General features: G+C 42.3%; 8 protein-coding genes. 3 read left to right on the forward strand and 5 right to left on the reverse strand.

Features of this window, described 5'->3' with window-relative positions; all coding sequences use genetic code 11:
- From LCH52_07305 to LCH52_07315, 3 genes are all read left to right on the forward strand, one after another.
- Positions 1–434: T9SS type A sorting domain-containing protein (locus LCH52_07305; GenBank protein MCA0388287.1), on the forward strand; the 434-nt coding region annotated here is incomplete at its 5' end.
- A 541-nt stretch (positions 435–975) separates the two neighbouring features.
- Entirely contained in the window at positions 976–5028 is a 4053-nt protein-coding gene (locus LCH52_07310) for a T9SS type A sorting domain-containing protein (GenBank protein ID MCA0388288.1), read from the forward strand.
- Positions 5029–5040: 12 nt separating this feature from the next.
- Entirely contained in the window at positions 5041–6612 is a 1572-nt protein-coding gene (locus LCH52_07315; GenBank protein MCA0388289.1) for a T9SS type A sorting domain-containing protein, read from the forward strand.
- Between the two features lie 81 nt (positions 6613–6693).
- Here the strand turns inward: LCH52_07315 and LCH52_07320 are convergent, their stop codons facing one another.
- From LCH52_07320 to LCH52_07340, 5 genes are read right to left on the reverse strand one after another with little or no spacing between them, the layout of a single operon-like run.
- Positions 6694–9105: a glycosyl transferase family 36 gene (locus tag LCH52_07320; protein ID MCA0388290.1), complete on the reverse strand. Its 2412-nt coding sequence runs from the start codon at positions 9103–9105 to the stop codon at positions 6694–6696.
- A gap of 11 nt (positions 9106–9116) precedes the next feature.
- Positions 9117–11915 (reverse strand): glycosyl hydrolase-related protein, encoded by a 2799-nt coding sequence (locus LCH52_07325; protein MCA0388291.1) that lies wholly within the window; start codon positions 11913–11915, stop codon positions 9117–9119.
- 6 nt (positions 11916–11921) lie between these two features.
- Positions 11922–13283: a hypothetical protein gene (locus LCH52_07330; protein MCA0388292.1), complete on the reverse strand. Its 1362-nt coding sequence runs from the start codon at positions 13281–13283 to the stop codon at positions 11922–11924.
- A 4-nt stretch (positions 13284–13287) separates the two neighbouring features.
- Positions 13288–14721 (reverse strand): phosphoglucomutase, encoded by a 1434-nt coding sequence (locus LCH52_07335; GenBank protein MCA0388293.1) that lies wholly within the window; start codon positions 14719–14721, stop codon positions 13288–13290.
- A gap of 8 nt (positions 14722–14729) precedes the next feature.
- The gene (locus LCH52_07340) at positions 14730–17225 is read right to left on the reverse strand and encodes an Ig-like domain-containing protein (GenBank protein ID MCA0388294.1); all 2496 of its coding nucleotides are present in this window, start codon (positions 17223–17225) and stop codon (positions 14730–14732) included.
- Between the last annotated feature and the right edge of the window lie 47 nt (positions 17226–17272).

Genomic DNA, 17272 nt, shown 5'->3' on the forward strand with positions numbered 1-17272 from the left:
GGGGATTTGTGGGAGATGTAACAGGAGATGGAGTTGATGATTTAGCACTTGTATATGATTATGACGGTAATTCTACGGGATACGGCTATGCAGTAATAGTGGCGGGAGACAGGAATCTGGTATCTGTCCAGGATAATAATCCCTCTTCAGTTCCTTCATCTTTGAAGTTGGAAGCCTACCCCAACCCGTTTAATCCGACAACCAAAATAAAGTACACACTTACTACAACGGGTTCAGTGACACTTTCGATAGTCAGTGTATCAGGAGAACTGATTGAGAAACGGGAATTGGGAGAGCGACTTCCCGGCAGCTATGAAGAAGAAATAAACCTTGGTTCGAAAAACGCTGCATCGGGAATCTATATTGCAGAGATTACCCTGAATTCAGGCTCTGAGGTGAAAAAGGAGAGAGTGAAACTTCAACTATTAAAGTAGCGAAGTAGCGGAGTAACGAAGTAACGGAGAATCATCTTAATAAAAAGGCTGCCCGCTGTAATTATCGGGCAGCCTTTTTTTTGTATTATGGCAACACATATTTTGACTTTAATTTATAGCCAATATTTTTACAATATTCAGTAAAACTAAATGTAAAAAAAATATTTTTTTCCCCTCTTGACTTTAAATAAAATTATGTTTACATTAAATAAACCTATTTATAATTTATTCCCGGAGCAAACGGAAACAAGCCCATACTAAAAAAGAAGAGTAAAATTCTCTTCCGGTTATTAAGAATCAACCTTTTCAGGGTGTTATCAGGGATAACTCCATTTTTCACATCTCTCTTCCCACCCCGGTTAAGCGCACCAGGCAAAAAAATAGTTTACTTTACCATTTAGCTTATCAATTATTGGCAGGACTCATTGTCCGGAAATTCATAAATTAATCTAGAGATTAATATGAAAAAGATATCCCTATTTATATTACTAACCGTTATTATTACCCCCCCCCCCATATTTATGCACAACCAGGGAAAACAATGTTTCCCTTCATCTCCTTTTTTGATCATTATGTGAATGCAAGAATGGGTGTTGAGCCATGGGGTGGTAACTCGAATACTGTTTATAATCAGGTGAATGATGTTTATAATCAGATGAAGACAGCCGGATTTACACACACCGTGACATTGTTGGACTATTATTCTTCAAATACAAACAATAACCCCGGAATAAAGATATATGACAGGCACATTGAGTGGTCATCAATAAGTTTTCTCCCTCTCAGCGGAAGCCACAAACCCGGAGAGTATATCTTATCGCAGGGGCAGGAAGAGAACAATTATTCCTTCGAAATTGGTGACTATAGCGGTATTACTGAAGACTGTCTGACAAAAGATTACAATTTTGGATTTTATCCCAACGGCGGATCTCAGAGTAGTGTCTGGTTTATGAACAATCATTCAAGTCTGATGCCGGCATTCATTGGGAACAATTTTACGGGAGTTGCAATAGGTGACGAGGACAATAATACAGACTTAATAAAAGTCCGTCGAGCGACACCCCAAGCAACAGGAGGCGGTTACATGGTATATGGAATTGTGAACAGGATGATGTTTACTCGCGACCGACAACATTATATGAAGATCAAGGCTAAGCTTGACCTTAATAACATGCCACCTGAAACCCCAGTTTTTACTGTGAAAGTAAAGATTAAAGAATTCGTGTATAGTACAAATTTCGCACAGGCAGGAAAGCAGAACATCAATCTCGCAGATACATTTAGTATTCCCGGTGATTCGCCACCGGATGTTGATTTCTTAATGCCCGTTCTTCGAAGTGCATTTACATCTCCCGGTTCGTATGAGTGGATCGAGATTACTCATCCTGATTTCCGCCGTAATAATAATTTCAACGAAGTTGGAAAGGAAATTGAGATCGGGATCTTCTTTGAGAACAATATTGGAGTAAATATTGATAAAATCGTAATACAAGACCAGGATTACAGAGAATATGCAGCTAACGCAACACTAAGGGGAGTGATTGAAGCCGCAATCAACCAAAAAATTAATTCATTCATTAGCAATCCCATGTTCGAATCAAATTATTACGACGAACCCTATATGCTGACGGGTAGGGTACGGAGGGATTATCAGAATATCCTTCGTACCGGTGCAGACAGGGAGAGAATGGACTTGAACGGTGCAACAGGCGGTGCTTGGAAGTGGAACCTATGGTTTGACCGGGAGAAGGTGTCTGTCAATTCCTTCTACAGGCATTCGCTGCTTTACGACTGGTATCCGTTGCAAAGAATGATTCCAAGGGGTTCAGGTGATCCGGAAAAACAGGCACGCCTTCAGCAGGCATTTGACGAAATGATAGTTTATAGAGGGGAACCCGTTTTAAAAGGTAGTGATCACTCTATGGACCAGATGCAACACATGGGTTATATTCCTGCCTTGGAGGCATCTCAGAATTTTACTTTAAATGATTTAAGCGATGATATCCCATTGTTTCATACAATCCAGGTAGCTGCCTCAAGAATAATAGAACGCAATGCAGGATCATTCAGATACATTCCCAAAGATGATAAGTTGCGAGCACCATCCCGTGAAGAAATCCATACAATGGGTAATCTTGCGATCGCATACGGAGCAAAGGGACTTATGTTTTATATGGTCCCAACGAGGATACCAAATATTCCGTCTGAGGATGGTTCAAAGGTAGAAGCAACTTATGGATTATTTGATGATGTGATCAATGTATATAATGATGACGAGAATGCTCCCGTCTGTAAAATAGGGGGTGGGCTGCAACAGGTTGGAAATTACAGATATTTTGCTGTAAAAGAGTTTACAGAAAAAATAAGTGGAATCGAAAATTTCATTCTGAGAAGTTCTTGGGTGAATGGTTATAGTGCGGCAAACCCCTCGCACAGGGTATCAGGAAATCAATGGATCAATGGGATAAGCAGCAAAAAAACGGAAACGGGTGAGGCAGATCCTATATCATATATTGAAGCAGGACTATTCAAATACACCACTGGAAGCACCCAAAGTACGGTTTCAATAATTCCCGACACAATACTATTATATTTGGTAAACAGATTTTGTGATGATGACGACACAAACATAAATACAACAGTCCAAAGAGACATCACGGTCAAGTTGAACGATGTCGGTCTATCTTATAATAACTACAGCGTAATAAACCTGAGCGAACCTACACATCCGATTGTCGCCAGTTTGTCTGAAGGAATGCTGGCTGAAAACAGAAGTTTTACGATCTCTCTTTCAGGAGGGGAAGGATGCATGTTAATGATAACGCCAACCATATATACGGGTGGTGAATTCAGAGAAGATGAGACGATCTATAAAAATGAAGTCATAAAGAAGACACTTCATATGAAGAATCATAAACTTACGGTTGCAAACGGGGTCTCTCTCGAATTTCAAAATTCATCGAAACTAATCGTCGAAGATGGTCAACTTGTCATTGGCGACAGTGTAAATACAAATATTGTCCTCGACTTCAAAGAGAAAAACTGGACTGCAAATAATGGTGTGTTCTGTTACAGATCACCTGTTAGAATAAAGAATGCAACGATTAAAAACGCAAGCTGTGGTTTATACAGTCATATCAGCCCCGGTGATATTATTGACGGACTAAAAACAGAAGACACCCATACAGGGATAAGTCTATATTACAGTTACAATTATGGTGTCGATAATACCGTCATAAGAAATTCGCTTATCACGAACAGTCAACTATGGGGAATAACCATGGTAGGTTCAAAACCGGTATTGCACGATAACACATTTCATAATAGTAGTCTGTCAGGAATCGGAGTGAGGGCACTATCCGGTTCAAAACCTCAACTGCTCGATACACTGTTGGGTGATGGTAACAACAAATTTGAGAATCTGGGAACATCAATATCCTCACTGAACTCTGAGGTACTGCTTGGTAGAGTAGAGGAATATGGATTTTTCGGCAGGAATTGCTTCCTGGGTGATCTCACAAGTTTGGAATTAAAATCAGAAGACTACGGCGAAACCGTGGAGATAGATGCTTATGGAAATGACTGGGAATCTGAATCACCGGATAAATTTAGAATAACAATTGAAGGCAACTATTATGTTCACACTGCGGGTTACAATAATTATTGCAGTCAAGAACAGAACAAAATGGCAAAGGACAATGGTAGTAATACAAATAAGACCAACTCTATAGAATCTGACAGTATCAAAACGATATTTATTCAGGTACAAAATCTTATAAATACCGGGGAACTCAGGCTTGCAAGAGAGTTGATCGATGGATTGGTTTCAGGCGAAACATCCACCTCAATCAAAAAGAAAGCAGTAAGATTATTACCGCGTACTTATGAGGCATCTGAAATTCAGGATTTGATAACCGGTCTCCTAAGGATCAGGCAGACAGGAAATCTCTTTAAATCAACAACAATGCTCTTAATGAACATTGACACGGAAAACATGGCTGCATACAAACAGGAAATTCTGAATTCAAGCAGCAACAAGATGAACGGAGCCGGGGATAACAGTGAACAAGTTATGATGATCTACAACAGTCTCCTTGAAGAGAAATACAAATCATCGGGTTTGATAGATACTGCCGGGAAGGTAACTCCAATGCTTACTTATCTTAATAGTAATTTCCCGACATCTGAATACACAAGATCAGCAAACCTGTTGTTTAGTGATATCCCGAATAACTCCCCAATGAACGGAGTATTGAGCAAACAGCAACCAAGTGATTCGAAGCCTGAAAGCGTAATTTATGAATACAAGTTGTTCAACAATTACCCGAACCCATTCAATCCGGAAACAGTCGTTGAGTATTCTGTAAAAGAGAAAAGCAATGTCACTTTGTCAATTTATGATATACTGGGAAGGAAAATCCATGAGGTTGAAGTACCCGGGATCAACAGTGGCAGATACGAGATGAAATGGCAGGGGACAAATAAATATGGAGAAAAAGTCTCCAGTGGTGTGTATATACTGGAGATGCGTGCAAAAAGTTTGGAATCGACCACAGAATACAGAAGCAGCATAAAACTGCTTTTGACAAAGTAAGGAGTCAGTTAATTGAGAAAGACATTATATTTAACCTTGCTGATACAATTCTTGCTCAGTCTTTCGGTGGATGCCCAGTTAACCAGAATAGTCTTCAAAAAATGGGGTATCTACACCAGAATGTTGGGAATCAAAGCCGGGGACCAGAATGGAGACGGAATCAACGACTTTTGGCTTGCGGATCACGATTCAACAGGACAGGGATATCTCGAACTTTATTACGGTGGTGATCCTATCGATACAGTACCAAAAATGAGATTAAAATGCTCCGCAAATAGTCATGCTATACACGCAACATCTTTGGAACTAAATGGAGATCAATATCTCGATTTGATATTATATGAGACAACCAAACCCCTGCCCGCCAAATTCAAAATATATTTTGGCGGACCTCTACTCGACACCATACCAGACAAGGAAATGCCGTTTGCCGATACTCTTTGGATGTTCGCATTAGTTTATAATTCCACAAACAACTGGATAGATTTTGATGGTGATGGGAAGCAGGAACTTGCTTTACGATACGAATATTTTTTAGATGATGTGCACAGACCTTTCATTTCGTTCTACAAGACAGGTTCGGAATTCACCGGCGTACCTCACAAAATTTGTTACCTTGATACATTTTATTATAGTTCAGATTACTCTCATTATCAAATGGGCGATTTAAATGGTGATGGTTGTACAGATATTTTTGAACATGCCACTGATCCATATAACCCCAATAACAGTAAACTTCATGTCATATACGGGAATCCGGCTTTCAATTTTGATGATCATTTTGTATTTGACTATCACAACGATTCAACGGATTTTGGTCAATTGACAGATATATTGCCCGACATGGACGGTGACGGCAAAGATGATTTCCTCCATTTAGACAGGACAAACCAATACCCCTATTGGATTGACAGAAAGATTACAACAGGTGGTTACCCTCCGTTTGAACATAAACTCGCCTGGCGGGGCTTCAACAGTCAGGAGGTTGGGCCCGCATCTACAAGGCCACTACCAAGCCCGGGCGATTTTAATGGTGACGGTAAACCGGAGTTCCTTCGGAGTTTGGGTTACAGTGAATGGCTCTGGCTGGGAGGAAATCCAAGAAATTCCGATATGGCTGCAGATCAAAAGTTCTACGGCTATAATGGTCGCGGAATGATTGGAGATGTCACTGGTGACGGAGTCGATGATTTTATCACATCAACCATAACCAATCCGTCAATTATTGAACCCGGTTTTGCTGTAATATTTGCCGGAGACAGAACATTTGTTTCTGTTAATGATGGAGAGGAACCAACCGTACCCAAAACAATCAAAGTTGAAGCATTTCCCAACCCTTTTAATCCGTCAACAAGGGTAAGATTTACTGTTCCGACAGCCGGAGTAGTAACTTTAACAATCTTCTCGTTGTCCGGGGAGGAACTGGAAAAGCGGGAACTTGGAGAGCGACTTCCCGGCAGTTATGAAGAAGAGCTAAACCTCGGTTCGAAAAACGCTGCATCGGGGGTCTATTTTGCAGAGATTACCCTGAAATCAGGCTCTGAGGTGAAAAAGGAGAGAGTAAAGCTTCAACTATTGAAGTAGCAGAGTAGCGAAGTATCAAAGTAGCATCATAAATTTAAGGCTGCCCTTTGTAATTATCGGGCAGCCTTTTTTTTGTTAAAGTCATTTAGAGAGGAAGAGGAGATTCAGATTGCCTCCCGGGATAAGATTTTCCTGCGGTATAAAATTATCCGGCATCAGGTTGTTTTCGAGATACAAGCCGGGAGTTTCATTTTTGTCGGCTCTTTTCACTGTAAGCGACAGATTACAATTCCTGAACTTCCGTGAAGCCTTGAACCCGTTCCAGTAAGAAGGAAGTGCGGGGGATATTGCAATTCCTGTAAAGCGGGGTTGAAATCCGATTATGTAGTCCATACCAATCCGGAGCATCCAGACGGCGGTTCCTGTAAGCCATGAATGGCTCGCCTGTCCCTCGGTCGGGTGGTCAGGACTCGTTATATACTCTGCGAAGACATAGGGTTCGACTTCATAAATGTCGATTCTCTCAGAGGAATTTGAGGGGAGCATCCTTTTGTAGATGTCCACTGCTGAGTCTATATCGCCTGCATATATTGAAGCCATTACAAACCAGGAGGAAGCATGGTTAAATATTGCTCCGTTCTCTTTTTTACCCGGTACACATCTGCTGATTAAGCCGGTATTTTCCTCCACTTTTGTGTAGGAGGGCCAGCAAATCTGAATTCCGTTTGGACGGAGCAGTTGTTTTTTTACTGATTCAATACACTTTTTCGCTCTCTCTTCGGGAGCCATTCCCGAGATGACAGCCCATGACTGTGAGTTTATAAAAATCTTGCCCTGTTCACTTTTATGAGTGCCGAGAGGTTCCATAAAATCGTTGAAGGCTCTGATATACCATTCACCATCCCATGCAACTTCATTAATAAGTTTTTCCATGTGAACAAAAGCAGTACTCCACTGTTTGATTCTTTCCTGATCATTTCTTAAACCAAGAAGGGGGAGAGCTTTTTTTATCACATAACCGAGGAAGAAGGCACCCCAGATGGTTTCGCCCTTTCCGCGCGGACCTACCTTATCGAGGGTATCGTTCCAGTCACCGTTCATGATTTTGGGGAGGCCCCTTTCACTTACAGCCGATATAGCAAAATCAAGTGCTCTCGCGGTATGTTCATAAACAGTGGCTTCGCCTTCATCATGGAATTTAACCACTTCATCGAGAATTGAAAAATCGCCTGTCTCGTTGAGGTATTCAGTTACTCCGAAAGGAATCCATAGGGGAGTGTCGGAGTGATTTGTTTTTTCTCCCCATTCAGTAATCTTAAAAAAGTTGTGAAGGGTTGAACCGTCGTTAAACTGGTATTTTAAGGCGTTTAGAATTCTGGCTTTAACCCGTCCCGGTTCGGGGAGGAGCATGCCAAGAATGTCCTGGAACTGATCCCTGATACCGTTTCCGAAGAGGAGGCCGCCGTGATAATATCCTGAATTTCGTGCCATGTCGAAAGTAACAGCTGCCTGATATTGATTCCAGACATTGAGCGAAGCGTTCAGTTTTTCATCAGGAGTTTCTACAGAAAAATGGCAGAGATAGTTTGTCCAGTATTCTTTTACTTCAGCGAGGAGGGAATCGATCTTATTGATATCCTTGAGAGCTGACCACTTAAGTTCGTTGTATTTGAACTCCGAATCCGACTCGTTTTTAGGAGCAACACCCATGATTATTGCAAATTCAACTGATTCACCCGGCTTCAGAGAAATTCTGTTTTGAAGTGCTGCCACAGGATCACCGGCTGTAATTTCGGTGTTGAACATTTCACCTCTCTCCACCGCTTCGGGATTGGCTTCAGAACGCCACCTGCCTATGAACTTATCCAGACTTCCATCGAACCCTGTAACAGGCAGGGTAGAGGTGAAGAGGAGATCATATTTCCAGTCGAGATTTGGCTGTTCCACGCTGACTTTTTTATTGAGTACCCAGTATCTGCGGGTGGCAACGAGTGTGTCATGTTTTTTGTCGAAGTGAATATCGGTGAAATGCTTGTCATTTGGCTGGTTGATTATATCGTTGAGGGCATTTCCCATCATAAGTTCTGCGAATGAGTAAATCTCCAGATTTCTCGTTTCGTTAGAAAGATTTTTAAGGGAGATCCGCCACACTTCGGCATTAATCTCGCGGGGAACAAAGTATGTTATATTGCCTTCGATTTCTGAAACCACTGTTTTTATTGAAGTGTAACCCTGACCGTGCCGGCACTCGTAGAGGTCATATTTTCTCTCGATTGTCGGTGCCCAGCTAAGTGAGTGGTACTCACCTGATTTTGCATCTTTAACCATGACATACCTGCCGGGTCTGTCCCACGGGAGGCAGTTGTAACGCATTCTGGTAAGTCTGTTGTCACGGGGTGTTTCAAGGAAGGAAAAACCTCCGCCCGTATGTGAAATCATCCCGGCAAAGTCCTTGTTCCACATATAGTTAAACCATGGTCTTGGAGTGCGGGGATCGGTAATTACAAATTCGCGGTAATCGTCTGTATAGTAGCCGTATTTATTTTTTATCATTTTTATGTCAATTAATATTTTAACAAATAGGTTTTAAGTTTTTTAGCACCAATCTTGACGGATAATTCATTAGGCACCGTCAAATTTTTGTTTTCCAGAATTTCCTCTTCAAGTGTCGTTCTTGAGACATGTTTTGGAGGAATTCCGAACGAAATTTTACCCGAGATTCCTTCTTCGGTCGGGTTATAGACTCTTATTACGAACTCGCCGTCTTCTTCCGATTCCGCCCTTTTGAAACAACTGAATATCAGGTTTCCAGGCTCGATCTTTATGAACGACATTGTAGAGGGCATCGTACCGTTTGCTTTGGAGCTGACAACAGCCGAAAGGGGAAGATTGTATTTCAGAGCTTCAGGATAAACATTTCCATCCGACCAGTCGCCTTTAAAGGGATAGAATGCCAGCTCGAAAGATTGTTTGCCAAGGCATTGTGAACCCTTTAATTCGGAGTAATCTTTCACAGAGCTGGGAGAAATTATGTAGTTGAATGACCTCAGTAGTGTAATTGCTATTGTGTTCTGGGTATCGGGGAGGATTTCGTATTCTTTCAGACCCTTGGTGAAGATCGCAGCACCGTTTCTTCCGTCTGAAACCGCCATAAACTGATGCATCGGGAAGTCGTACATCGGTTGTTCTATCCAGTTGCTTGTGTCGGGTCTCTCAACACTTCTTTCAACTACATCGAACTGTCCTTCACCGTAGTGGGTTTTAATTTTCAAACCGGTGGGGAAAAGGAGTCTAAGGCGATGACTCTCGGCTTTGTTATTAACATCCACCTTGATTTCGACTTTTTTGGCACCCTTTTCGAGAGTAACATTCAGCTTTATTGGTACCACCGTAAAGTCGGGATTTCTGCCATGCCTCTGTTTCAGATTTGTGGGGAGGGAGAGATACTGCCTGATCTGCACGGTTGCAGAATGAGGTGAGTTTTCGATCAGTTTTACTCTGGCTTTTGACTCATCGGTTGTGACAAAAGGAGGGAGAGGTTTGTTAACCCATGCGTGTCCGCCTTCACCTTCGTCATAAATATTGCCGAGATTGTTGTAATAGAATCCCGTTTCTTTGTGGAACACATTAAAGGTACCGTTGTCGTTAAAAGTGACCTGCAGGTGCTCGTTGTCAAGCTTTGTTTTTTTCTTTTTACCCGTTGCAATAAATTCCGATTCAAGCGGCAAGAAAGAATCGGGAACGACAGCATAGGATGTGTAGCCGAGAGGAGCAATATTGGTTAGTGAAACCAGCACTTCATACCTTTTTGTTTTAAGATACATCGGTCTGTTGATCATTTGTTCGAGAACGGGTTCGACATCATATTCCTCGAGAATGGAGAGGGAAAGACTTTCGCCGTTTTCATCGATGATTTTTAATGATCCTGCAATTGCCCTGTCTGGAATATCGATCATCAATCTCATGGTTTCGTTTCTCAGGTATGAAGTCGGATTGAAAACAGTAAGAAACTGAGGATAGTCGGGATGAGCATATTTCTCGAGTTTTCCCGAATGGTCGATGTTTTTAATAAAATATTTGCATGCCCGTTCAAAGACACCCGTTGAAATTTCTTCGACCTGTTTGTAGCGTGACATCATGTCATCGTGGATTGCATCAAGTGAGCATCCGCCGATGGAGTCGTGGGCTGAGTTTTGAACAAGATAATTCCAGGCGATATCGAGATATTTGTGGTTTATGTCATTCCCCAGCATTCCTGAGAATGAGTTGAAAGGTTCTGCATAAAACTGAAGGAAATTTTCCACCTCAAAATTGCGTTGTTTCAGATACATCCTTGCACTGGTTGTGTAGCCGTACATATTTCCACTTCTCGCGTCGTACTGAGCGCTTCTTCTTTCACCCGTAACAAAGGCTGCCTTTTCCTCATCAAATGATTCAGCGAGGGCAGCGGCGTAATCTTCGAGAGTGGAGTGGATAACATTAATTTCCGGGAATTCCTTTTTAATGTCTTCGATAATTTTGACGGTTTTTTCATTCGGACCTGATGAATCGTGACCTTCCATCCAGATCACATGCGGTGTTGTGAAATCATCCGCCTGACGGTTAACAATGTCCTCTACAGAAGGTCTCACATTTTCGGGGTAGTAGTGATCAGGGTATTCTGCCATGAAGAAATCTTCATTATAGAGCTTTTCATCGGCAAAATGGAACAGAACTCCACCCTTGTTCCATGGATGTTCAACATCGTAGGGGGTTTCGTTGTGAACAACGGTTCGGTAGATATAGAAGTAAAAATTATACCGCGGCATGGTTGAAAATCTTGATGCGAGGGCTGTGGTCCCATCTGCACCTTCCCAGACAAACTCTGCCTTAGGTGACTCAAGGGAGTTAATTCCTCGATAGAACATGATGAGTTCTATTCCGAATTCTTTGTAAATCTGGGGAAGCTGGGAGATTTGTCCCCATGAGAAAGGGGAGTAGCCGATTTTGGAGACACCACCGTGCTCCCTGCATATTTTATGACCGATCAGCAGGTTCCTTACGAGGTTCTCTCCACCAACCTGAAACTGCTCGGGAAGGATGAACCAGGGACCGATAAGCAGCCGTTTTTCTTCAACCAGTTTTACGAATCTCTCTTTCATCTGAGGCTTTATTTCGAGGTAATCAGTGATCACAATGGACTGACTGTCGAGATGAAATGCACGGTAGTCGGGGTTGTTTTCAAGAATCTCAATCACTTTGTCGATCATGTCAACGAGCATCTGCCTGTTTCTTTGGAAAGGAAAGCGCCACTCTCTGTCCCAGTGGGTATTGGAGATTACATGAAAGACTTTATTTTTCAGGTGGTCATCAAACTTTGACATAACTTCTCAAATATGATTTAGAAAAAGATGTTTTTTAAAGATTACTTCGGGAATGCCTCCATTGGCAATAAAAGTTGCAGCAGAGAGATTGTGGCCCGCGGTTTGAGCAAAAGGCACAGCAATTGCAATTCCGATTCCCGCGGCACGAATAGCGAGGTTCCCGCTTTCCGAATCCTCAAATCCGAGGACCTGATCGAATTTCCCGACAGGTACAGAAAGTTTATGCAGGGCAATCGAATAAAGATCACGATAAGGTTTCAGCCTTATCTCACTTGAATCGGAGGCGGTGATTACCGCATCATAAAACTGATTGTGATCGGTGAAAAGAGATGACAATTCAGCGATCTCAGCGGGACTCAGTCCCGTCTCAGACAGTTGCTCACGAAAAACTTCGAAAACCTGATTAAGGACTATGTCAGCTTCATATTTTATCGAAGAGGTGACAACTGCTATCTTCACAGGTGAGTGCTCAAATTTTGCTGCCAGATGCTGTAGAAATCCAATTTCAGACTCGATATCCAGCATGGAATCACTCAGGATTCCAAAATTCTTTATCAGATAATTTTTTAATGCGGGGATTTTACCTTTTAGTTTCCCCTTTAAAAGTAGCAACAGAAACAAAGCACCGGGCATCGGTTCAATCAGGTGTCTGCCCAAGGGGAGGCTGAGTTCTTTAATTATCTGCGCACAGTTGCCCTCGGAGATGATGGCAAGAATTTCGTGGTAACGGGCATAGTAGATATCAATTGCTGCTCTTACAACTTCGTGCTCGGTTTCAATTCTGAACTCATTAAGGTTGTGGGCAGTCAACGATTGAAGTTCGGGAGAGTTCTCAAAAAATGCAGCTCCCTTTTTTGCAATGACTGAGATTTCAGCCGCTTCGTGAAGATTATTTAGTCCGAGGGAAACGAGATTGTTTTTTACCTCGGCAATTCTGTTTGGATCCTTTCCGAAACAGATGGTTCTTACGGCAGCCTTGATAAAAGCCCTTTTGAGCTGTTCGATGTTTATATCGTCACGGTAGGTTTTGATAAGGTATTCTACATGTTTTGTGGTACTGTTCCCGATAATGTGAGGGTAGTCGTGTTCCTCATTGAGCCCGTGCCATTCCTCTTTGGACATCCTTCCGGTAATCTGTCTTACCATAAATTCGAGGGAGTGAATGCAGAGAACTTCTGTTGTAGTGGTAGTGCCATCCATATCCATCACGACAGCAGTAATATCTTCCACATGTTTGAGTTTTTTTGCCAGAGGAACAATTTCAAAATGAGGGAAAATGTATCCCGGATTTTCGATCATGGCAAAATCGTCACCCATTCCGTTGTAAAGAAAGGGGATTTCTGATTTTTCAATATATTTAATTGACATGGTTTTAATTCTTCTTTTTTTGAAGCAGGATTTCAATACCCGCGTTTAATAATGTCTCCGGTTCATCCGGACTGTCCCCCTCGGCATAAAACCTCAGCAATGGTTCGGTCTCGGAGCTTCTGATCAGGAGCCATCTGGAAGTGCCGTCCAGCCTTAGTTTCATTCCGTTTACAACCCCTGTAGTCGAGTGGAAAAGGGAAGTACCGGTGATTTCAAATCCCGCCAACTCCGTTGGCGTTGATTCCACCAGCCTGGGAAGCAATTCCATTCTGTCATCTTCAGTATAGGAAAAGTCGATTCGTTTATAATTTATTTCACCGAATTTTTCCCGCTTTGCCTTGACGAAATCACTTAATTTATTGTAATCTGAATCAGCAAGCATCTCGAGCATCAGCATGGCAAAAAGGATACCGTCCCTCTCGGGGATATGGCTTGTGATTCCAAATCCACCACTCTCTTCGAATCCCATCGCAACCCCGCCGGCGAGCATCTCCTCGGTGATATACTTGAAGCCGACCTGCACTTCCCTTATTTTTCTGGTGGGGGATTCAAGTGCGAATAATTTGTCGGTCACGGAGACTGTCTTCACTATATCGCCGTCTTCCGAGCCTGTTTCGAGCAGATAGTCTGTAAAGAGGAGGATGGTTTCCTGAGCACTCAGCCATTCACCATTCTCCATTACAAAGGCAACCCTGTCGGCATCTCCGTCGGTTGCGATACCAAATGCGTAATCACCCTTCAGGATTGCTTCTTTAAGAGGGGTAAGATTCTGATCTATCGGTTCGGGTGATCTGCCGTTAAAGTCGGGATCAGGTTCACCAAAAATGGTTTCACACTCAATCTTTTGTCTTTGCAACAGAGTCTGAATGAGGGTTCCGCCTGCTCCACCCATAGAGTCGATCAGTACTTTTAATTTTTTCTTTCTTGCACTTTTGAAATCTATTCTCTCAACAAGAGCGAGTATATAATCTTCAAGTATGTCAATAGTTGCAAGATTATCAGAAGACTGGATCAAATTGTAATTGATGAAAGATTCTACTCTCTTTGTATTTTCGGTAAGGAAGGGACCGCCATAATGTCCCTTGAATTTTACGCCGCTGAAATTTGCAGGATTATGACTCGCAGTAATCATCACTCCGGCATTAAAACCCCCTTTTTTCACAGCATAGGAGAGGACAGGCGTGGGAGTAATCTTATCGCTCAGAGTAACTTTTATTCTGTTTCCTGCCAAAACTCTTGCGAAGAGAGTTGCATACTGTTTCGAGTTTTTTCTGCCGTCATATCCGACGACAACCGAGGGGGAAATAATTTTATGCACGGTCGAAAGCAAATAATCGGCAAACGCCTGAGCCACTTCTGCAATCGACTTGTTATTTACTTCCTCGTCGATTATCCCTCGCCAGCCATCAGTTCCAAAAGTTATCTTTTTTGAAGTCATATTAAATTCTATTTGTTAAAGATCATTTTAATTGTTTTTCTTTCACTACCTGCGGTCAGGTTGAAGAAATAAATTCCGGATGAAAGTTCTGAACCGTTGAATCTGACAGAATGAAATCCCGATTCAAATTCTCCGTTCAACAAGACTGCAATTTCCCTCCCCATTACATCATAGACTTTCCCGGAAACGAAGCTTTTTTGGGGAAGTGTAAATGAAATCACTGTTTCCGGGTTGAAAGGATTGGGATAATTTTGCTGCAGCGTAAAATGTTCAGGGTTACCTGTCTCATTTTCAATTCCTGTGAAAGTTCCATTGAACTGCAGATTATCAAAATAGACAGATCCCTGATTGTCGGCGATGTCTGTTTGCTCGAGGACAAATCCCTTAAACTGTGTATTTCCTGCGGAGTTGTCGAACGGGATGCTGAAAAACCTCCAACCATAAAAGTTGATTCTTCCCATATCCATCAGGATTTCAGAAGAATTTTCGAGAATCATCGAAAGTTTGCAGTTGTTCAGCTCACCGAATATCCATATTCCGACAGTGGAATTCCCGGTCGGAAGCAGGTGCCCGGTCGATTTCTTAAGGACGATTTTGCCGTTTTCAGTTCCGGTAAACTTGAATCCGAGTTTTCCGGCAAAGATTCCGCCCTTCTTCTTTTCAGAAGTAATGCTGAAATTTGTTACAGAGGTATCCACACCGGTGGTACCAGCCGTTTGAAGGGGATTTCCCCATGTTGAGTAGCCCTCGAACCTGTCAACAATGTTCCCGTCGGCATAATTTACAATTGGTACATAAAAATTGATATCGAAATCCTGTGGCAATCTGTTACCGACTCTGTCGCTGATATTATTGTTCAACTTGAGGAGATAGAATTTACCTCCTGTGAGATTTGATACAGTTTTGAACGAGAGTCTGCCATAATTCTCATCCCATGTAAAAGACATCGTCGAGAGGGGGATATTATTGTTCACACCATCGCTCAATGATATGTTTTGCGAGTAGTTGGCAATCTCTTCGTTGAAGACAATCATCATCTCAGCGAATGTGCCGACATCGGAGCCTGCGGGATAATATTTAATAATCTGTGGAGGGTCATTGTCAGGCATTGAGGTTGTGAAATTCAGGAAGAAGGGGTCTCCTGCTGTTCCGTTTCCATCTCCGTCGAGCGGAGTTCCATATATATTCTTTGCTGTTGTATCAACTTTCAAGGTATAAACTGTATTGAAACTCCAAAGTCCTTTTGGGGTAACCACTGCTTCAAAAGCTGAAGGAAATGAAACTGTGAAAGTATCGGCAGGGGAGACCGAAATTGCATTTTTGACAGAAGTTGTGTCCATCTGAAGATTAAATGTCAGGCGAACCGGGTTGAAGACCTTAAAATCATTACTTCCGTTCAAGGGAAATGAAGAAGTAATTTTTGGCGCGATGCTTTGAATAAGTGATAAAACGCCCTGACGAATATTTTGGATATCATTATCGACAAATTTTTGTCCGGGGCAATCTGTTGCGCATCCGGCTCTGTGACCGGAAATGTTATTGATTGTCAACCCTGATGATGCGTGAAAAGAGGTTCCGAGAGGATTTATCGTCCTCTGGTCGGCTTTCCATGCAAGAATTTTTGTCAGGGAAGCCTGAAGTGCTGCTGAAGGCGAAACAGTCGTATAGGTACCGAGCATTGAAACTCCCATGGTACCGCCGTTGTAACCGCAAAAATGGGCACCTACAACATTGTCACCACCACCTCTGCCCTCATATATTACGCCCGTAGGAGCAACAAGATAATTGTAACCGATATCGCACCAGCCGTTGCTGGCAGTATGATACTGATAAATCGCTCTAACTGCTGCTGTCCAGTCGGTGATGTTATTATTGTCATCAGTATGGTGAATGATAAGATGCGTCACATTGGTTGAGGAAGCACCACAGTTGCTGCTTTGCCCGATTGGACATCCCCATGCTGTTCTGCTGACTACAGGTGGCTTGGGATATGTATCCTGTGTCAGTGAAACTTCAGGTTCAACGGGATTCGAAATTCCCGGATTGATAAAAACGAGTTCGACCCCTGTGATCTCAACACCTGCAGCTTCTGCAATTACAGTAACTTTAACAGATTTACTCGTAGGTTTTGCAAAATAAAGAGGAGTTAGAATCATGGTTTTGGAAATTATTGGATCACCATCCTCATTTGCGTGCATTTTGTGATCCACACCATCAACCGTGAGAATAAAACTGATGACTTCAGGGGTTTTGAATTTCCCTGTTACTTTTATACCTGTTGCAATAAAGGGGGCATTCTCGAAAACGGGCATCGCCATTTCAGGAGAAATGATTGAAGGTCCGGAAACCTCTGAAACAAATCGGTCCTGATTTTGTAAAATAAAACCATTTTCCCTTGAAAAGCCGGTCAATTCGAGATTTTTGGAAATCTCCCGTATCTTTGGCTGACCGGTTTGGGCGAAGAAAGGAAAACTTAAAATCAGAAATAATAAGACTGCACGCATTAAATACCTGTTCTGCTAAATAAATAAAATTCAATCTTAAATTTAAC

The organism is Bacteroidota bacterium, from assembly GCA_020161395.1.
GTDB lineage: Bacteria > Bacteroidota > Ignavibacteria > Ignavibacteriales > Ignavibacteriaceae > UTCHB3.